Raw genomic sequence first — 19012 nt, forward strand, 5'->3', positions numbered from 1 at the left:
CCCTGCCTGCCCCCGGCCCGCTGCCGGCCCACCCAAAGGTGATCGCACATGCCCAGCACCATCCTGCCCGCCGCCCCTGGCACGCCCACCGGCCCGGTTCACGCCGCCCAGCTCGACATCGCCGCCGAACTGCTCGCCCTCCTCGGTGACACCGACACCGAGCCCCGCCCCGACACCCAGCTGGCGGCCCTGACCCTGGCCGTGGCCGCCGACCTGCCCGTGCTGCTGTGGGGGGAACCGGGGATCGGCAAGACCGCCGCCCTCACCCAGCTCGCCGCCGCCCTCGACCTGCCGTTGACCACGGTGATCGCCAGCGTGCACGAGCCGTCCGACTTCGCCGGTCTGCCCGTGGTCGGCGACGATCCCGCAGTCCAGGGCGTCCCGATGGCCCCACCGGACTGGGCGGTGCGCCTGGTACGCGCCGGCCGGGGGCTGCTCTTCCTGGACGAACTGTCCACCGCACCACCGGCCGTCCAGGCCGCCCTGCTCCGCGTCGTGCTCGAACGGCGGGTCGGCGCGCTGCGGCTACCCGCCGGGGTCCGGATCGTCGCCGCCGCCAATCCACGCTCCTCCGCAGCCGACGGCTGGGAGCTGAGCCCACCCCTGGCCAACCGGTTCGTCCACCTCCAGTGGACCCACGACCCCGAGGTCGTGGTGCGCGGCCTCGGCGGCACCTGGCCCCGGGCATCGCTACCCCGGCTGGACCCGCAGCGGCTGTCCGGGGCGGTGGCCCTCGCCCGCCGCGCGGTGTGCGGGTTCCTGACCGCACGTCCCGGACTCGTGCACCGGCTGCCCGCCAACGAGACCCGCCGGGGTGGCCCCTGGCCATCACCGCGCACCTGGGAGATGGCTCTGCGGCTGACCGCCTTCGCCACCGTGGCCGACACCTCCCGGGAGGTACTGTCCATGCTGGTTCGGAGCACGGTGGGCGACGGGCCGGGGCTGGAGCTGCTGGCCAGCCTGGACAGGATGGACCTGCCGGACCCGGAGGAACTGCTGGCCAGCCCGGCAACGGCCGACCTGCCCGAACGGGGCGACCTGCGCCAGGCCGTTCTCGACGCCGTGGTGGAGGCGGTCCGGAACCGTCCGGAAAGGTCCCGCTGGGACGCCGCGTGGACCCTGCTGGCCAGGGCCGTGGAGACCGGAGCCCCCGACCTGGTGGTCGTTCCGGCCACCACGCTCGCCACGCTACGGCAGGACGACTGGGACGTCCCGGCATCGATCGACCGGCTTGCCGGTGCGGTGTCCCTGACCCGGCGGGCGGACAACGCCGCCGCGCGGGTCGCCGCCGCCGCGGGTACCGGCCGATGACGCCGGACACGCCGGGGACGCTGGACCGGGAGAAGCTGTTCGCCGCCCGACTGCACGCCGCCCGGGTCCGGCCCTACCTGGCGACGGCGCTGTTCGCCCTGCACGCGGTGGAATCGCGGCGGGTCCCCACGATGGCCGTGGACCGGCACTGGCGATGTTACGTCTCGCCGGCCTTCGTGGATCGGACCCCGGTGGAGGAACTGGCCGGGGTGTGGGTACACGAGGTGTCCCACTTGCTGCGCGACCATCACGGGCGGAGCGACCGGGTCGCGCGGGAACGCGGACTGACCGGCCCGGGGGAGCGGCTGCGGATGAACATCGCCGCAGACTGCGAGATCAACGACGACGTGTTCGGTGATGGCTTGCCCCGCCCCGAAGGCGCCGTCGGACCGGGACTGCTGGGGCTGCCCGAGGGCGAACTGATGGAGGACTACCTGCGCATGTTCCGGCTCGGACCGCGTACGCAGAGCCTGGCCTGGCTGGACTGCGGCAGCGGAGCCGACGGGCTGGAACGGGAGTGGGACCTGGGAGCGGACGGTGCCCACGGACTCAGCGCGCAGGAGCGGGACGCGGTCCGGTTCCGGGTGGCGCAGGGCATCACCGCCCGCCCGGGCGACACCCCGAAGGGTTGGCGGCGCTGGGCGGAGGAGGCGTTCCATCCGCCGCAGCCGTGGCGGGACCTGCTGGGGGCGGCGCTCCGTTCGGCGGCGTCCGGCCCCGGTGCGGGGGAGGACTACGTCTACGGCAGGCCGTCGCGACGCTCCGCCGGCCTGCCCGGCGTCATCCTGCCGAGCCTGCGGCGCCGGCCGCCACGGGTCTCGGTGGTCATCGACACGTCCGGCTCGGTCAGTGACGCCGAACTCGGCAGTGCCCTGCTGGAGGTCGCTGCGATCGCCCGTGCCGTCGGGGGCCGGCGGGACCTGGTCACCGTGCTGTCGTGTGACGCGGCGGCCCGCGTCGTACACCCACTGTGCCGGGCCGAGGGGATCCCACTGGTGGGCGGCGGGGGAACGGACCTGCGTGCCGGGTTCGCCCGGGCACTGCGGGCGAGGCCCCGGCCGGATGTCATGGTTGCCCTGACCGACGGGCAGACACCCTGGCCGACGACCCGGCCGCCCTGCCGGACGGTGGTGGGGCTGTTCCCCCGGCACGGGGTGGCGCCGTCCTGGCGCGAGGACGACCCCGACTACGTGCCGGATACGCCGCCCGAGTGGGCGCGGGTGGTCGTCATCGGGTCCGCTCCGGGTCGGTGATGACCGAGCCGCCGTTGGCGTCTCGGTTGCCGGCCGCGTTCCTCAGCCCTGTCGGCGGGCGATCCGGCGGGCGACCTCGGCCGGTGGGACGTCGGGTGCGGCGTGCTCCTGGCCGGGGCGGGTGAAGTCGAGCAGCAGGATTGCCCGGGTGGCGGTGGTCCGGTTCCACGCCTCGTGTTCGACGGTGTCGTCGAACACCAGCAGACCACCCCCGTGCCAGCTTCTGGTTTGCCGGCCGACCCGGATCGCGCATTCCCCGCCGGGTACCACCAGCCCCAGGTGGGTCCGGTAGACGGTGGTCACCCACCCCTCGTGGGGTCTGATGTGGGTACCCGGTGCCATCCGGGAGAAACCGGCCGTGGTCAGACCGGGGATGCCGGCCAGGGCGTCCGCGGTACGGGGACAGGAGGCCAGGGCCGCCTCGATGCGGGTACCGAAGGCGACCAGTCCGTACACGCTCCAGCCGTGGCCGTACATCTCGCGCTGCACCCACGGCTCGAAGGTGTCCTCGGGCAGGGCCAGGTACTCGTCGCGGATCTCTGCCCACCGGCGCGGTAGCTCGGCGAGGAACGGGAAGCGGTCGGGGTCGAGGAACATGTCGCCTCCGGGTCGTGACGCCTGACGAAGAACATGTCCATCCTGCCGGTGGCATCGACCCTCCCACGACGGCCCACGACCGTCCGGACAGGCCGGGTCGGCGGGGAGGGCCTGTCGATACGGTTGGTGTCCCGGACGGTGCGACCGGACAGCGGCTGTGCCGCTGCGGTGCCCAACGGGACCGGTCAGGTACCTGGCCGGTGTGGTCCGGAGCTTGTGCCGGTCCTCGCGTCGTGGGGAAGAGGTGGGTGGTGCGGGTACCTGACCAGGCCGTCCGGGGGCGGCGGTGCGCGGTGCTGGTCGCGCTCGCCGCCGTCCTCGCCGTCACCGTGGCTCCGGGCGCGGCAGTGGGAGCTCCGACGGCCATGGCCCCGACCGGCGCGGTGCCGGTCTGCCAGGTGCGTGACGGCCGGCTGAACGAGATCTCCGGGCTGGTCGCCACCGACGCCGGATTCGTCGTGGTCAACGACGGCGCCGACGACGAGTCCCACCGGCGGATCTTCTTTCTCGACCGCAGGTGTGCGGTCGTACGGACCCTGCCCTTTCCGTCCCGGCCACGTGACACCGAGGACCTGGCGGTCGGTGCCGACGGCACGATCTGGGTGGGCGACATCGGTGACAACGGCCGGGCCCGGGAGACGATCGCGGTGTGGAAACTCGCGCCGAGGGCCAGCAGGCCGGTCCTCTACCGGATGACCTATCCGGACGGACCGCACGACGCCGAAGCGCTCCTGGTGACCCGGGACGGCCTCCCGGTGATCGTCACCAAGCAGAGCGGCGGCGCCGGCCTGTACACCCCGGTGGGACCACTGCGACGGGATGCGACGGTGCCGCTGGTCGAGGTGGGGCGGGTACGGCTACCGGGCACCACCACCTCGAACCCGTTCTCCTTCCTGGGCCGGAGGCTGGTCACCGGCGCCGCGACCGCCCCGGACGGTAGCCGGGTGGTGCTGCGCACCTACGCCGACGCGTTCGAGTTCGACGTGTCCGGCGGTGCCGTGATCGCCGCGCTGACCAGGGGAACGCCACGGGTCACCGCGCTGCCGGACGAACCGCAGGGCGAGGCGGTCAGCTACAGCCGGGACGGGCGGTCCCTGCTCACCGTCTCCGAGAGCGCAGGCCAGCCGCCGGGTACCCGGCCCACGGTCCTGCGCTACGCCCTGACCCCGGTTCCGTCGCCCACCCCGCGCCGGGACACCCCGGCGCCGACGGTCACCCGCCGGGACGCCCCGGCACCGACCGCCACCCGCGCCGCCGACGCCGCCGACCGCGCCGGACCCCGGGACACCACCCGGGCCGTCGTGGTCGGCGGTCTGGGCCTGCTCGCCCTGGCGTTGGTGGCAGCCGTGCGTACGCGTCGTGGCCGGCGGTAACCGGTCCGTCCGACGGTACCGGCCGCCGGAGTCCCGGTGCCGCTGCCGGGGTGCGGGTTGGCGGTGGCGGTGCGCCCGGACCCCAGGGCTGCCGGCAGCGTCGCCATCAACTCCACCTCGGCGGTGCGGGACTGCGCGATACGCCGGGCCAGTTCGCGTACCCGCTCGCTGGTGCCGGCGCGTACCTGCGCCCGGGCCAGGTCGGCCGCGGTGCGCTGGTGCGCGCTGAGCACGTCGAGCAGCACCCGGTCCACCTCGCCGGGCGGGGCGGCGCGCAGCCGGGTCAGTCCGGCGACGGCGTCGCTGTGTCCGGAGTGGTCGTGCCGGGCGGCAGCGGCCGCGACCTCGGGTCCGGCGTCGCGCAACCATCGGCGCATGGTGGCCAGTTCATCGGTCTCGGTGACATCGATGGCGGCGACCAGTGTCCGGAGCTGGGTGTCCGTGATCCGGTCACGCCCGAGCCGGGCGATCTCCAGGGTCTGTTCGGTGTGCGCCACCATCATGGTCAGGAACAGCACGTCGATGGTGCTGGTCGAGGCGTCGATGACCGGTGCCGACCGGGCTGCCTCCGGGGCGGGGCCCGCGGGTTGGCCGGTGCAGCCGGTGACGGATGGCAGGGCCGCCAGCAGTACGGCGGCGAGCAGGCGACGCATGCCGTTCCTCCGATCCGACGGCCGGGCCGAGGGGCGGGGGCGGCGCACGCCCGGCATGCGCCGCATCCGTACGGTCAGAGCTGGGTCCACAGGGCCGGCACGTTGGGCGGTTCCCAACCCGGGAGCGCCGTGTGTGCCTGGCGGCAGCGGTAGGTCACGCCGTTGGAGGTGACCACGTCCCCGACCTGGTAGGCCCGGCCGGCGGTCCAGGTGCCGCTGGGCGCGGTCGGGCTCGTGGTCGGGCTCGCCGTCGGGGTCGGCGACGGGGTGGTCGGGCTCGGAGTGGGGCTGGGTGTCGGGTTGCCTCCACCGATCTGCAGGTCCACGCAGGCGTAGAAGGCGTTGGCGGTGTCGGCGATGTTCCAGATGGCGAGCAGCTTCTGCCGCCCGGAGAATCCGCTGAGGTTGACGTTGTGGGACACGGTGGCGTCGGGCTGTCGTCCGCCGCCGTCCACGACGGCGATCCGGGTGCTGCCGATCCAGTACTCCCAGTTGCTGGTGGCGTGGCGGACGGTGTTGACCCAGGTGAACGTGGCCGAGCTGCCGACCGAGGTGGCGGGCCAGTTACGGCTGTCGTCGTTGAGTACCGCGAACTGGGCGATGCCGGCGTGGCAGCTGCGCAGGCCCTTGGGGCCTTCGACGCTCTGCGGCTCGTACTTGATCTGACCGCAGTCCGGGACCTTGTTCTGCGCGCAGAGGGCCTGCCGGCTGGGGGGCGACGAGACGTACCCGTGGGCCTGGGCGGGCGCGGCGACGGCCAGGGTGGAGGCGACGGTGCCCGCCGCGAGCAGCGGGATGGCGATTCTTCGGCGCATGGCTACTCCTTCGGAGGGGGAGATGCCATGAACATAAATTAAACGTTGTTAACAGTGTAGGTTGTTGTCTATAAATCATGGCGGTGACGCCCCCGGTGACCAGCCCGGCGTGACGCCGCCCGCCCGGAAGCGGGCGGCGTCCCAGCACCTTCACCGCACAGACCCGTACCGCCAAAACAGCGGTGGGCCGCCAGGGTTCCCCCTGACGGCCCACGGATACGGAAACTCAGTGCATGACGACGGGCGCCGGTCGCTCCGCCTGCTGGTCGTCGAGCAGGTGCGACTGCTCGCGCCGCCGGGGCAGCAGGGCCGCCGGGATGAACGTGACCAGCACGAGCGCGAACCCCACCCAGAACGTGGTCGCGAAGGAGTCCGCCGCGAAGTCCAGGCCGCGCCTGATGAGCGACGGGTCCACCGGGAACTGCTGGAGCAGCCCCGGCTGCTGCTGGGCGGCGATGGCCAGCCCCGCCTCGGTGAGCGGTTCGCCATCCGGGGTCGTCGCACCGGGGATCTGCCGGGAACCGTTCAGCTCGTTGGTCAGGATCACCGACATCACCGCAGCGCCGATCGAGCCGCCGATCTGCTGGAGGATGTTGACCAGGGTGGAACCCCGGGCCACCTCGTTGGGGTGCAGGGTACGCAGCGCCGACGTCATGATCGGCATCATCGTGCCACCCATGCCCAGACCCATGACGAACAGCGAGCCGCAGAGCAGCCAGTAGGAGGTTTCCGCGTCGAGTTGGGTGAAGGTGAAGAAGCCCAGGGCGATGAGCACCAGCGCGAACGGCACCGTCCGGCCCACCGGCACCCGGTCCGCCAGTGTGCCGGCGATCGGCATGGTGATCATCGCGCCGATGCCCTGTGGCGCCATCAGCAGGCCGGCAGCGAGCGTGGACTCACCCCGGACCTGGAGGAAGTAGCTCGGGAACAGCAGCCCCGCCCCCATGAAAGCGATGATGAACACGAACATGGTCACCGAGGCGATGGTCAGGCTCCGGTTGGCGAACAGCCGCAGGTCGACCAGGGGGTGCCGGGGCTTGAACGAGTAGAACACGAACGCCACCACCAGTACGGCACCGAGCACCATCGGCAGCCACACCTCGGAGTCGGCGAACGTCCCGACCTCGGGCAGCGAGGAGACGCCGTAGAGGAACAGGGCGAGACCCGGCGAGAGCATCAGCATGCCGACGATGTCGAACGACTCCGACGGCTCAGGGTTGTCCTTCGGCAGCGCCATCTGGGCGTAGACCAGCGCGATGGCACCGATCGGCAGGTTGATCAGGAAGATCCACTGCCAGCTCGCCGTGTCGATCAGCCAGCCACCGAGGATCGGCCCGCCGATCGGCCCGAGCAGCATCGGGATTCCGAGTACCGCCATCAAGCGGCCGATCCGGTGGGGTCCGGCCGCCCGCGTCATGATCGTCATGCCCAGCGGCATGAGCATGCCGCCGCCGAGGCCCTGCACGACGCGCCAGGCGATGAGCTGCCCGATCGAGTCGGAGGTGGCGCACAGCCCGGAGCCGATCGTGAACAGCGCCAGCGCGGCCATGTAGAGGCGCTTGGTGCCGAACCGGTCGGCGGCCCATCCGGTGATCGGAATCACGGTGGCCAGCGCGAGCGTGTAACCGGTCATCGTCCACGCGACTCGGGCGTACGACGCGTCGAACTCGCTCTGGAAGGTCGGCAGCGCGACGCTGACGACCGTCACGTCGAGGATCGACATGATGGCGCCGAGGACGACGACGCCGGCCACCTTGAGGACTGCGGCGTCTAGCTTGTCCGTTGTCGCGACGGGTTGCTGGGTCACCAAGATTCTCCTGAAATTCGGTCTCGGCCGACCGGCGGTGGACAGCACCGCGCCTGTCGGGCCGGGGGCACTAATGTGAGGCGACGTCGGCAGGCAGACTATCCAGCGGCACCGACTCTTGGCGCGCGGGATATCGGGCATCGCGCTGGGTGGGAGGGTTGCCCGTACCGTCCGCAGATCCGTAGCTACTGCCGGTGATCTGATCACCCCGGCGGGCCGGACCGGGTCGCGCCGACCGGTGCCGCCGTCTCGACCCCTGTCAGGGCGGGTGCGTGCTGTCCGGCGGATTCTGCTCACCACGGGCGCGGCGGAGCTCGCCAGCCTGGTGACGCTCGTCACGTCCCTCGCGGTGCCGGCAGGCCGCGCACCCCGGTCCCGGGTCGGGGCGTCACCGGTCGTCGACGACGACCACGTCCAGACGACGCGGTCCGTGGACCCCCTCGACCCGGGCCAGCTCGATGTCGCTGGTCGCCGACGGCCCGGAGATGAACGTCAGCGGACGGGTGGGATCGGCCAACCGGGCCAGTGCCCCGGGCAGTCCGGCCTCCACCTGCGTGGCCCGGATGACGCAGACGTGGTGGTCCGGTACCAGGGTGAGCAGGCGGCGGCCCTGGTCCGGGCCGCAGTCCAGGATCAGCGTGCCGGTCAGGGCCACCCCGACGGCGCAGCCGGTGAGCACCGAGACCTGCCCGGCCGCCAGATCGGTCACCGCCAGTGGGCGGGGCGTACCGTCGCGCCGGACGGGCCCTGCGCGGCCGGTCAACCAGTGTGACGGGAGACCCGGGGGCACCACGAGAGTGTCGCTGTCGGGCAGCAGCCCGGCCAGTACCCCCGGCAGCCGGTCCGACCCCGTCCGGTGCACCCCGGCCCGGTAGTCGGCCAGCCGGTCGGTGAACACCCCGAGCAGGTCGGGTACGACCGGCGCGCGGTCGTACCCGCGTGGCACGACGACCGGTGCCGCCGTGCGGGCGGCGCGCAGCCGGGTCAGGATGTCGGCGCGCGCGGTCACCGTGGTGCCTCCGACCCGCGACCGGCCCACCAGTCGCCGAAGGTCTGCGCGGCGGGCAGCGGGGCGTCCCGGTCGGCCGTCCAGGCGGACAGGGGCCACGGCAGCCGTCGTACCGTGCCCCTCCGGCCGGTCACCCACCGCAGGGGTGCCGCACCCCGTCGGGCGGCGCGCAACGCCGCCCGGTAGCGCCGCCGGTCACGCAGCACCCACGACATCGCCCGCATGGCGGCGCGTTCCGGGGACGGTCGGTCACGGCGCGCGTCGACGTCCACCTGGCGCAGGTGCACCAGCACCTCCGGGATGTTGATGCGTACCGGGCACACGTCGTAACAGGCGCCGCAGAGCGTCGAGGCGTACGGCAGGGTCCGGTTGGCACCCCCGTCGGGCCCGGTGAGCTGCGGGGACAGGATCGCGCCGATCGGACCGGGGTAGGTCGACCCGTACGCGTGCCCGCCGACCTGCTCGTACACCGGGCAGACGTTGAGACAGGCGGAACAGCGGATGCAGCGCAGCGCCTGCCGGCCCACCTCGTCGGCGAGGGTGTCGCTGCGCCCGTTGTCCAGCAGTACGACGTGCACCGACTGGGGGCCGTCTCCGGGCCGTACCCCGGTCCACACCGACGTGTACGGGTTCATCCGTTCCCCGGTGGCCGAGGCCGGCAGAAGCTGGAGGAAGACCTCCAGGTCGGCGAAGGTGGGCACCAGCTTCTCCACCCCGACGACACAGATCAGCGTCTCCGGCAGGGTCAGGCACATCCGGCCGTTGCCCTCGGACTCCACCACCACCAGCGAGCCGGTCTCCGCGACGGCGAAGTTGGCGCCGCAGACGGCCACCCGGGCGGTGAGGAACCGCTGCCGGAGCCGGTGGCGGGCCGCCCCGGCCAGGACCACCGGGTCGTCGGTCAACCGGGATGCGTCGACCTCCGGCAGCCCGGCGGCGAGGATGTCGCGGATCTGCCGACGGTTGTAGTGGATCGCCGGTACCAGGATGTGCGACGGGGTGTCACCGGCGAGCTGCACGATCAACTCGGCCAGGTCCGTCTCGACGGCGGTGATCCCGGCGGCGGCGAGCGCCTCGTTCAACCCGATCTCCTGGGTGGCCATCGACTTGACCTTGACCACCTCGTCGGCCCCGGTGGCCCGCACCAGCCCGGTGACCACCGCGCACGCCTCGGCGGCGTCCCGCGCCCAGTGCACCTGCGCCCCGGCGGCGCCTGCCGCGTCCTCGAACTGTTCGAGCAGTTCCGGTAGGCGGCCCAGCACGTCGTCCTTGATTGCCGTCCCCGCCGCCTGCAGCGCCTCCCAGTCGGGCACCTCCGCGACCGTCCGGGCCCGCCGGTCGCGGATGGTGCGGGTGGCCCGACGCAGGTTGGCCCGCAACTGCTCGTCGGCGAGCTGCCGGCGGGCCGCGGTGGGAAACGGCAGGGCGGCGGTGATCCGTCCGGTGCCGGTCACCGGGACGACTCCGGACCGGCCAGGATCTCGGCGTAGTGGATCGGGCGGGGTGCTCCTGGCCGCCGGGCCAGTCCACCGCCGATGTGCGCCAGACACGAGTTGTCCGCTGCCGCGAGGTACTCCGCACCGCTGGCCACGGCGTCGGCGCACTTGTCGGCCAGCATCGCCCCGGACACCGCGCTGTTCTTCAGGGCGAACGTACCGCCGAACCCGCAGCACTGTTCCGGTTCGGCCAGCTCGACCAGGTCGAGGCCCCGCACCGAGGCGAGCAGGCGGCGGGGCCGTTCGGCCAGGCGGAGCATCCGGAGCCCGTGACAGGTCGGGTGGTAGGCGACCCGGTGGGGGAAGGTCGCGCCGACGTCGGTGGTGCCCAGCACGTCCACCAGCAGCTCGGACAGCTCCAGGGTGCGCGGGCCGAGAGCGGTTACCGCGGCGTGCAGCGCCGGGTCGTCCGCGGCCAGCCGGGGGTAGGCGTCGCGCACCATCGCCACGCACGAGCCGGAGGGCGCCACCACCACGTCGTACCGGTCGAACGTGGTGACGAAGGCCCGCACCAGCGGCAGTGCCTCCGCCCGGTAGCCGGTGTTGGCGTGCAGCTGTCCGCAGCAGGTCTGGTCCTGCGGGAACTCCACCCGGTGCCCGAGGCGTTCGAGCAGCCGGACCACCGCCCGGCCGGTACCGGGGAAGACGAGGTCGTTGACACAGGTGACGAAGAGCGCGATGCGCATCTCAGCCCCGCCCGGTCACCGGTGTGCGGGGCGCTGTCACGGGGTCGCCGCAGCAGCGCCCGGGACGACGTCGACCGTCGCCACGCAGTCGATCTCGACCAGTATCCCGGCCAGGGTCGATCCGACGGTGGTGCGTACCGGGTACGGCTCGGACATCAGCCGCCGGTACGCCCGGTCGAACCCGGCGAAGTCGGCCAGGTCCGCCAGGTGCACGGTGACCTTGACGACCCGGGCCAGGGAGCTACCGCCGGCCTGCAGCACCGCGTCGAGGTTACGCAGCACCTGGTTGGTCTGCGTGCCGATGTCGTCGCCGACGAGTTCCCCGGTGGCCGGGTCGGCCGGGCCCATCCCGGCGGTGTAGAGCATTCCGTTGACGACCAGACCCTGGGAGTACGCGCCGGCCGGTGCCGGCGCCTGGTCGGTCTGTACCTGCTGCGCCATGTCGTTCTCCTGTCTGTGTCGGTGGTCAGGACGGGGCGCCGGCGTACCGGTCGGCGCCGGTCCAGCCGAGTTCCCGGGACAACCCTTCGGCGTGCCGGGTCAGCGAGTTCACCAGCCGGTCGCGGTGTGCCTGCCCCTCGGTGAGCCGGGCGCGCGGTATCGAGCAGCTCATCGCGGCCACGACACGTCCGCTGGCGTCGCGTACCGGCACCGCGACGCAGAACACGCCGGGGGTGTACTCGCCGTCGTCCTCACCGAAGCCGCGTTCCCGGATCTCCCGGATCCGTTCCTGGAGCAGTTCCGGGGTGGCGATGGTGTGTTCGGTGAACCGGCGCATGGTCACGCCCCGCAGCCGGGCCCGCAGGTCGGTCGGTTCGAGGTGGGCCAGGAGCACCTTGCCCAGTCCGGTGGCGTACGCGGGCAGGCGCATCCCCACCCGGGAGACCAGCCGCAGTGGATGGTCGGCCTCGACCTTGGCGATGTAGACGTTGTCGATCCCGTCGAGGACCGCCAGTTGCACCGTCTCGTCCAGTTCGTCCCGGGCGGCGGTGAGGTGCCGGTCGGCGTGGTGGGCGAGACTGTCCAGGTAGCCGAAGCTCTGTGCGGTCTCCCAGACCCGCAATCCGATCCGGTAGCGCCGGCTCTCCTCGTCCAGGTAGAGCCAGCCCCGGTTGACCAGTGTGGTCAGCAGGCCGTGCAGGCTGCTCTTGGGCAGGCCGAGGTCCTGGCTGATCTGCGGGAACGTCGCACCGGAGCGGCGGGTGGCCAGGTACTCCATCAGGTCCAGTGCCCGTTCGGCCGACTTGACGCCGGCGGCCGACGGGCTGTCCGGTGCGCTGTTACGGGCGGAGGTCATGGTCCTGGACTCCTTGGTACCGAGGGGTGGCCGGGGTGGGCGCCGCAGATCCGGCCCGGAACCGGTCGCCGTTACCCGGGTCGTGCAGCGCCACCACCTCATCACAGATCCTTCGATACTCCTTGATGACCCGGCGGCATGTCGCGGCGTCCTCGGCGATACCGATCGGCAGTTCCTCGGCGACGTTGCGGGCGAAGAACGCGGTCTCCAGCAGCCCGACGACGCCGTGCCCGGCGCGTACCCGCACCCCGGCCGAGCCGGGATGGTGACCACCGGTGGTCTCGAACACCAGCCCAGGGGCGACCGTCACCGGCCCGTCGGTGACCACGAGCCGTCCGGCCACGGCCAGATCCCGCAGCGCCGCCCAGGAGGCCGCGGTGAAGTAGAACTCGGTGGGCGGGTGTCCGGGGGGCGAGCAGAGCATCTCCCGGATGCCGGCGTGCGAGGCGTACACGGTCGCCCGGGGCAGCAGTGCCGGGACCAGCCCTCCGGTGTGGTAGGTGATGGTCTGGGTCAGCAGCACGAAGTCGATGTCCTCGCCGCGTACCCCGAGGTCGTCGAGGACCTGCGGCAGCAGCCGTACGTCGTGGAACCGGCTGCGCGGGTCGACGCCCTGGCAGGCCCGGTCCAGGGCGGCCCGGTCGTCGGCGTCCAGGGGCAGGCCCAGGTCGATCAGGCCGGTGTGTTCGCCGTCGCTGACCAGCCACACATAGAAGTACAGGTCGTGGAAGGTGGTGTCGTTCTCGCCGAAGAACGCCTCCCAGCCGGGGATGGGAAGCCGGGCCACCGGTACCGCCGTCAGGGTGAACGGCCCACCCCCGGCCGCCGGCGTCACGCCCGCCGCCGCGCTCACGACGCCACCGCCGCGCAGGCGCTGCGTTGCCGGCCGAGACCGTCGATCGCCGTCTCGACCACGTCGCCGGGGCGCAGGTACGGGAACCGGCCGGAGAGCGCCACCCCCTGCGGGGTGCCGGTGTTGACGACGTCGCCCGGTTCGAGAACGAGGTACTGACTCAGGTGGTAGATGAGGAAGTGCACTCCGAAGATCATGTCGGCGGTGGTGGAGTCCTGGCGTGGGGCACCGTTGACCCAGCTGCGCAGGCGCAGCGCCTGCGGGTCGCCCACCTCGTCGGCGGTGACCAGCCACGGACCCATCGGGTTGAACGTCTCGCAGCTCTTGCCCTTGGACCACTGTCCACCGGAGACGTCGAGCTGGAACGAGCGTTCCGAGACGTCGTTGGAGATCGCGTACCCGGCGATGAGCGCCGCCGCGTCGTCGGGCGAGTCGAGGTAACGGGCCCGGGAGGCCAACACGACGGACAGTTCGACCTCCCAGTCGGTGCGCTGCGACTGGCGGGGGATGAGCACGGTGTCCTGCGGACCGACGACGGTGTTGGGTGACTTGTAGAACAGCACGGGCTGCTCCGGCGCCGCCGCGCCGGACTCGGCGGCGTGCGCGGCGTAGTTCATCCCGATGCACAGCACCGCGCCGGGCCGGGCGACCGGCGCGCCGATCCGCAGTCCGGTGACGTCCACCCGGGGCAGGGTGCCGGCCTCGACCGCCTGCCGGGCCCGGTCCAGCCCGCCGCAGTCCAGGAACACCGCGTCGATGTCCCGGGTGACCGGACGCAGGTCCCGGTGGTCGTCGTCGGCGACGCGGACCACCGGCTGTTCGGCGCCCGGTGCGCCGACCCGCATCAGCTTCACCGCCCGGCCTCCCTGGGGTCCGCCGCACCGTGCCGGGTGCCGTCGTCGAGCACCTCGATCAGGCGTCGCGCCAGGGCGGCACCGTCCCCGGGGTGCAGTCCCATCGGGTTGACGGTGAGCACGTCGCGCCAGGCCAGGTCCTCGCCGACGTGGATGCGCGGGCTGCCCCGGTCCAACTCCCGGACGATCTCGTCGGCCCGATGACCCGACGGTGACAGGTCGATCTCGATGACCGGTACGTCCAGGTGATGCTCGTAGCCGTCCCGGACCACGCACCGGTTGTCCGCGTCGAGCAGGGCGCGGATGTCGGCGAGTTCCTGCCGGCCGTGCCGGTGGTGGGCGTCGGGGTCCCGGACGAAGGCCCGGACCGCGACCAGCAGGCCGACGATCTGCTCCCGGCCCACCTTCATGCCCCGGCCGATGCCGTGCCGACCGCGTACCGGGTCGGCGCCGGTGACCTCGGAGCGCTGCCAGGTCCGGTGCCGGATGTCCATGTCCTGATGGTGCAGGGCCACCGCCGCGACCAGATCCGACCGCCCACACAGGATGCCGGCGGTGTGCGGGCCCCGGAACGCCTTGCCGCCACTGATCGCCACCAGGTCGGCGCCGCCGTCGAACAGCGCGGCGAGCCGGCTCAGCGGTGGGACGTCCATCGCGGCGTCGACCAGCACCGGCACCCCGGCGGGCCGGGCCAGTGCCGACACCTCCGCGATGTCCAGGTGGTCACCGCCACGGCCGGGCCGCCACAGCACCATCGCCGTGCGGTCGTCGAGTTCCCTCGCCAGTTCGTCGGGACGGGTGGAGCCGGGATAGCCGATCTCCACCAGGTCCGCGCCGACCGCGGTCACCGCGTGGTCGTACGGGTCCCGGTGGGCCCGCTGGATGACGACCCGTCGGCGGGGGCCGGTCACCGCCGGCAGGACGTCCACGGCGGCGGGCCGGTCCCCGGCCAGGCAGACCGCCGTGGCCAGGCTCAGTGCGGCAGCCGCCCCGCTGGTGACGTAGGCGGCCGGGGCGCCGATGAGCGTGGCGATCTCGGCGCCGGCCGCCTCCTGGAGTTCGTCCATCCGGACGTTGCGGGTCCCCGCCACCCGCATCGCCTCGGTCACCTCGTCGGACAGCGGGAGACCGCCGAGCCGGGTCGCCGGGCCGACGGCGTTGATCAGGGTGCGGATGCCCAGCTCTGCGTAGATGTCCATCATCGAGTGGGGTGCCCTTCGGTGCGTGGGGTGGAATGGCCGGGAGGGTGCGGTGTGCGCGTTCCGGGGCCGGCCGTGTGGGCCGCGCCGGCGTCGGAACGCGGGTGGACGATGCGGCCCTGCCGGACGGTCAGCACAGCGGTGACGGTCGGTACCGTCGCCGGCCCGGCCGGGTGGCCGCCGAGGCTGGGGCCGTCGGTGCCGGTGACCCGCAGGACCGCCAGGTCGGCCGGGGCACCCGGGCGCAGGGTGCCCACACCCTGCCGGTCCAGTCCCACCACCCGGGCGGGGACGATCGTGGTACGGCGGACGACCTCGGTGAGGCTGACGCCCATGGCGAGGAACTTCGCCATGACGTGCGGCAGGTCGACGACGATGTCCCGGGAGTACCGGTGCAGGTCGGAGCTGATCGTGTCGGGCAGGAAACCGGCGTCGACGGCGGCGCGGGCCTGGTCAGGGTCGAAGCCGGACATGCCGTGTCCGACGTCGAAGACGACACCGCGCTGCTGGGCGCGGGCAACCACGTCGACCGCCCGGCCCTGCTCGGTCAGCGGATACCCGGACAGCGCGGTGAAGCAGTGGGTGAGGGTGTCACCCGGCCCGAGCCGGTCCAGGATCTGCGGCAGGGACGGCGGCTGCGGTCCCAGGTGGACCATCAGCGGCAGCCCGGTCTCGTCGGCGACCTGCCGGGCCCGGTCCAGGGCCACCGTGCCGTTGCCGGCCGCCACGTTGTGCGAGGCCCGGATCTTCACCCCGACGATCTGGTCCGGGTACGCCTCGACCGCGTCCCGGCAGACCCGCACGTCGACGTAGTCGAGGTTGGTCAGCTCGCCGGAGAGCAGGATGCTGGTGGTGCCGATGCTGGAGATGTTGACGAACGCGCGGACCCGGGGACCGACGACGTTGACGGTGCTGCGCAGGAACGCGCCGAACAGGTGCCCGCCCGCGCTACCGGTGTCGATCATGGTGGTCACCCCGGACGGCGGGCCGACCACGTCGGGGTCGACACCGAGGTCCTGGCCGACGAAGACGTGCGTGTGCAGGTCGACCAGACCGGGGGTGACGATCAACCCCGACACGTCGACCACTCCGCCCCCGGTCGCCCGGTCGTCCCCGCCCGGCGGGGCGGTGCGGTCGACGACGGCAGCGATCCGGCCGTCGCGGACGACCACGTCGGCGGGGCTGAGTGTGCCGGCCTGCGGGTCGCAGACCAGCCCGCCCCGGAGGGTGAACCCGTCCGTCACAGCGCCACCGTCCGTCCGGTCCGGGCCGACTCCTCGGCGGCGGCGGCGCACCGGACGGCGTAGCGACCGTCCTCGGCGGTGGGGACCGACGCCCCGGACCCGGCGCAGGTGTCGACGAACGCCGCCATCTGCCGGGTCAGCCAGTCGTCGTCGGCGTACGACTCGACGCGGTCCGCCGACGCTGTCTGGGTGGCCAGCGTCCGGGTCTGGTCCAGGTGCAGTTGACCGGCGCTGCCCTGCACCAGGCACAGGGTGCGGGCGTCCGCCCGGTAGGTACGGCCGAAGGAGAGTCCGATGGCGGCGACCGCTCCGGAGGCGAAGACCCCGGTGAGCGTCGCCGCCGTCGGTGCCCCGCCCGCCGCCCCGACCGTCCGGCAGGTGATCTCGGTCAGCGGGCTGCCCACCAGCCAGGTGAGGCGGTCGAAGCAGTGGTGGGCCTGCAAGTGGACGATGCCGCCGCCCTCGTCGGCGGCCCAGTACCAGGGTGGCGTCTGCGGATCCGCCTCGGCGATCACGTCGGAGACGAGCTCCGGCGCCCCGATCAGCCCGTCGGCCACCGCCTGCCGGGCCCGGATCCACTCGGCGCGGAAGCGGTAGCTGAAGCCCACCATCAGCGTGATTCCCGCCCGGTCCCGGGCCGCGATGATCCGCTCGGCCTCGGTGACCGTGGTGCACAGCGGCTTGTCGATCAGGACATGCACCCCGTGCTCCGCCGCCGCCACGCAGGCCGCCGCGTGCCACCGGTGCGGCAGCCCGACGTACACTGCGTCGACCAGTCCGGACCGCAGCAGTTCGGGGTAGTCGCCGAACGCGGTGGCCCCGCACCCGGCCGCCACCCGTGCGGCCTGCCCGCGCCGGGGGTCGGCGACGGCGGTCACCGTCACCCCGGACAGGCCGCCGACCGCCTCCGCCACCCGGGCACCCATGATGCCGGCGCCGATGATTCCGAGCCTGAGCATGCCTCCCCCTACATCCCCAGCAGTTCGCCGCCGTCGACGACGACGTCGCCGAGGAGGATGTGGGAGCTGTCCGTGGACAGCAGGAACCGCACCACGGAGGCGATGTCCGCGCCCCGGGCGACCCGGCCGGCCGGGATCCGGGGCCGGAACGCGATCAGGCTGCCCTCGGCCAGGTCGTCGACCGTGGCGTGGTCGCTGGCCAGTTGCCGCATCATCTCGGTGTCCGTCGCCCCGGGCGACACGGTGTTGACCCGTACGCCGTTGCCGGCGACCTCCATCGCCAGTACCCGCAGGGCCTGCCGCAGGCCGGCCTTCGAGGCCGCGTACGCCGCCTGGCGCATCCGGGGCATCCGGGCGGCGATGGACGCGATCGCGACGATGGAGCCGGTTCCCCGAGTGGCCATGTCGGCGGCGTAGTGGCGGGCGACGTCGAAGCAGCCGATGGTGTTGACCCGGATGATCCGTTCGAAGTCGGCGACGTCGACGTCGAGGGTGGGGGAGCTGTCGAAGATCCCGGCGGCGATCGCGACCTTGTCCGCGCCGGGGGTCCGGTCGACCAGCCGGCGTACCGAATCCGGGTCGGCCAGGTCGACGAAGTGGGCGGTGGCGTCGACGCCCTGTCCCCGCAGCGATGCCGCGACCTGTTCGACCAGCGCCAGGTCGACATCGGCGAGGACCAGCCGGTCCTCCGGGTAGCTGCGGGCGAGGTCCTCGCCGATCGCCTGTCCGATGCCCCGACCCGCGCCGACGACAACTGCGGTTGAGTTCATCGCATTCCTTCCGTGGATACTCCGGCCTTCAGGCCGGAGAGGAAATGGGACCCCTGCGGCGCAGAGCAGGGAAAGCCGATCCGCCGCCAAGGCGGATCGGCGTCCATCCGCGTGTCACCGCGAGGCTCACCGGCCAGCTTGTTAGCTTGTGAGCTATTACCAGGACCGTGAAGCGGGCGTTCAAGTTCCGCTTCTACCCGACCGACGCGCAGGCTGCCGAGCTTGCGCGTACGTTCGGCTGCGTCCGGAAGGTCTACAACATGGCCCTCGCTGCCCGCACCGAGGCGTGGACGCTGCGCCAGGAACGGGTCACCTACAACGCCACCTCGGCGATGCTGACCGGCTGGAAGAAGACCGACGAGCTGGCCTACCTCAACGACGTCTCCTCGGTCCCCTTGCAGCAGACGCTGCGGCACCTGCAAGCCGCGTTCACCAACTTCTTCGCCAAACGCGCCCGCTACCCCAGCTTCAAGAGCAAGAAGAAGTCGCGCCGATCGGCGGAGTACACCACCAGCGCGTTCCGCTACCGCGAGGGCCGGCTGACGCTGGCGAAGATGGCCGAGCCACTGGACATCGTGTGGTCCCGGCCGCTGCCCGAAGGCGCCACACCGTCCACGGTGACCGTGTCGCAGGACAGCGCGGGCCGCTGGTTCGTGTCCCTGCTCTGCGACGACGTGATCAAGCAGACCTCGGCCTCGGGTACGGTCGGGATCGACGCCGGGATCGACAGCCTGCTCACCCTCTCGACCGGGGAGAAGATCGCCAATCCCCGGCACGAGCGGGCTGACCGCCATCGGCTCGCCCGCGCCCAGCGGGAACTGGCGCGCAAGGAAAAG

At 72.6% G+C, this 19012-nt stretch carries 18 protein-coding genes and 1 pseudogene; 4 read left to right on the forward strand and 15 right to left on the reverse strand.

The window, feature by feature from the left end:
- Window positions 1-48: 48 nt before the first annotated feature.
- Together V6U90_RS08715 and V6U90_RS08720 are read left to right on the forward strand one after the other, a co-directional pair.
- Window positions 49-1311 (forward strand): AAA family ATPase, encoded by a 1263-nt coding sequence (locus V6U90_RS08715; RefSeq protein WP_334433096.1) that lies wholly within the window; start codon window positions 49-51, stop codon window positions 1309-1311.
- Entirely contained in the window at window positions 1308-2564 is a 1257-nt protein-coding gene (locus V6U90_RS08720; RefSeq protein ID WP_334433098.1) for a vWA domain-containing protein, read from the forward strand. The genes V6U90_RS08715 and V6U90_RS08720 overlap by 4 nt, the downstream gene beginning before the upstream one ends.
- Window positions 2565-2606: 42 nt before the next feature.
- Here V6U90_RS08720 and V6U90_RS08725 read toward each other — a convergent pair whose 3' ends face one another.
- Window positions 2607-3161 carry an aspartyl/asparaginyl beta-hydroxylase domain-containing protein gene (locus tag V6U90_RS08725; RefSeq protein WP_334433100.1) on the reverse strand — a complete coding sequence of 185 codons (555 nt, stop codon included), beginning with the start codon at window positions 3159-3161 and terminating at the stop codon, window positions 2607-2609.
- A 251-nt stretch (window positions 3162-3412) separates the two neighbouring features.
- On the opposite strand from V6U90_RS08725, the gene V6U90_RS08730 reads away from it, so the two are divergent.
- The gene (locus V6U90_RS08730; protein WP_334433102.1) at window positions 3413-4534 is read left to right on the forward strand and encodes a hypothetical protein; all 1122 of its coding nucleotides are present in this window, start codon (window positions 3413-3415) and stop codon (window positions 4532-4534) included.
- A gap of 110 nt (window positions 4535-4644) precedes the next feature.
- Here the strand turns inward: V6U90_RS08730 and V6U90_RS08735 are convergent.
- From V6U90_RS08735 to V6U90_RS08800, 14 genes and pseudogenes are all read right to left on the reverse strand, one after another.
- Window positions 4645-5253 (reverse strand): annotated as a pseudogene (locus tag V6U90_RS08735) (DUF305 domain-containing protein); the annotation flags it as partial.
- Window positions 5254-5261: 8 nt separating this feature from the next.
- A complete protein-coding gene (locus tag V6U90_RS08740) occupies window positions 5262-6002 on the reverse strand; it encodes a lytic polysaccharide monooxygenase (protein ID WP_334433104.1) in 741 nt (246 codons plus the stop codon).
- 226 nt (window positions 6003-6228) lie between these two features.
- Window positions 6229-7809 (reverse strand): DHA2 family efflux MFS transporter permease subunit, encoded by a 1581-nt coding sequence (locus V6U90_RS08745; RefSeq protein ID WP_334433106.1) that lies wholly within the window; start codon window positions 7807-7809, stop codon window positions 6229-6231.
- 388 nt (window positions 7810-8197) lie between these two features.
- Window positions 8198-8818 (reverse strand): LutC/YkgG family protein, encoded by a 621-nt coding sequence (locus V6U90_RS08750; RefSeq protein WP_334433108.1) that lies wholly within the window; start codon window positions 8816-8818, stop codon window positions 8198-8200.
- On the reverse strand, window positions 8815-10272 hold the full coding sequence (locus V6U90_RS08755; RefSeq protein ID WP_334433111.1) for a lactate utilization protein B: 1458 nt from the start codon (window positions 10270-10272) through the stop codon (window positions 8815-8817). The genes V6U90_RS08750 and V6U90_RS08755 overlap by 4 nt, the downstream gene beginning before the upstream one ends.
- Complete coding sequence (locus V6U90_RS08760; protein ID WP_334433113.1) at window positions 10269-11000, reverse strand: (Fe-S)-binding protein; 732 nt, start codon at window positions 10998-11000, stop codon at window positions 10269-10271. The genes V6U90_RS08755 and V6U90_RS08760 overlap by 4 nt, the downstream gene beginning before the upstream one ends.
- A 36-nt stretch (window positions 11001-11036) precedes the next feature.
- Entirely contained in the window at window positions 11037-11441 is a 405-nt protein-coding gene (locus V6U90_RS08765; protein ID WP_334433115.1) for a Rid family detoxifying hydrolase, read from the reverse strand.
- Window positions 11442-11466: 25 nt separating this feature from the next.
- Window positions 11467-12297: an IclR family transcriptional regulator gene (locus tag V6U90_RS08770; protein ID WP_334433117.1), complete on the reverse strand. Its 831-nt coding sequence runs from the start codon at window positions 12295-12297 to the stop codon at window positions 11467-11469.
- On the reverse strand, window positions 12281-13150 hold the full coding sequence (locus V6U90_RS08775) for a hypothetical protein (RefSeq protein ID WP_334433120.1): 870 nt from the start codon (window positions 13148-13150) through the stop codon (window positions 12281-12283). Before V6U90_RS08775 ends, V6U90_RS08770 begins: the two co-directional genes overlap by 17 nt.
- Entirely contained in the window at window positions 13147-13995 is an 849-nt protein-coding gene (locus tag V6U90_RS08780; RefSeq protein WP_334433139.1) for a fumarylacetoacetate hydrolase family protein, read from the reverse strand. The genes V6U90_RS08775 and V6U90_RS08780 overlap by 4 nt, the downstream gene beginning before the upstream one ends.
- A gap of 5 nt (window positions 13996-14000) precedes the next feature.
- Complete coding sequence (locus V6U90_RS08785; protein WP_334433122.1) at window positions 14001-15203, reverse strand: aminotransferase class V-fold PLP-dependent enzyme; 1203 nt, start codon at window positions 15201-15203, stop codon at window positions 14001-14003.
- Window positions 15203-16447, reverse strand: a complete 1245-nt coding sequence (locus V6U90_RS08790) for an amidohydrolase/deacetylase family metallohydrolase (RefSeq protein ID WP_334433124.1) — start codon at window positions 16445-16447, stop codon at window positions 15203-15205. The genes V6U90_RS08785 and V6U90_RS08790 overlap by 1 nt, the downstream gene beginning before the upstream one ends.
- A complete protein-coding gene (locus tag V6U90_RS08795) occupies window positions 16444-17406 on the reverse strand; it encodes a Gfo/Idh/MocA family protein (protein ID WP_334433126.1) in 963 nt (320 codons plus the stop codon). The genes V6U90_RS08790 and V6U90_RS08795 overlap by 4 nt, the downstream gene beginning before the upstream one ends.
- An 8-nt stretch (window positions 17407-17414) precedes the next feature.
- Window positions 17415-18176 (reverse strand): SDR family oxidoreductase, encoded by a 762-nt coding sequence (locus V6U90_RS08800; RefSeq protein WP_334433128.1) that lies wholly within the window; start codon window positions 18174-18176, stop codon window positions 17415-17417.
- A gap of 167 nt (window positions 18177-18343) precedes the next feature.
- Between V6U90_RS08800 and V6U90_RS08805 the strand changes: the two genes are divergently transcribed.
- A partial coding sequence (locus V6U90_RS08805) for an RNA-guided endonuclease InsQ/TnpB family protein (RefSeq protein WP_334433130.1) occupies window positions 18344-19012 on the forward strand: 669 nt, incomplete at its 3' end.

Source organism: Micromonospora sp. CPCC 206060 (assembly GCF_036906895.1).
GTDB lineage: Bacteria > Actinomycetota > Actinomycetes > Mycobacteriales > Micromonosporaceae > Micromonospora.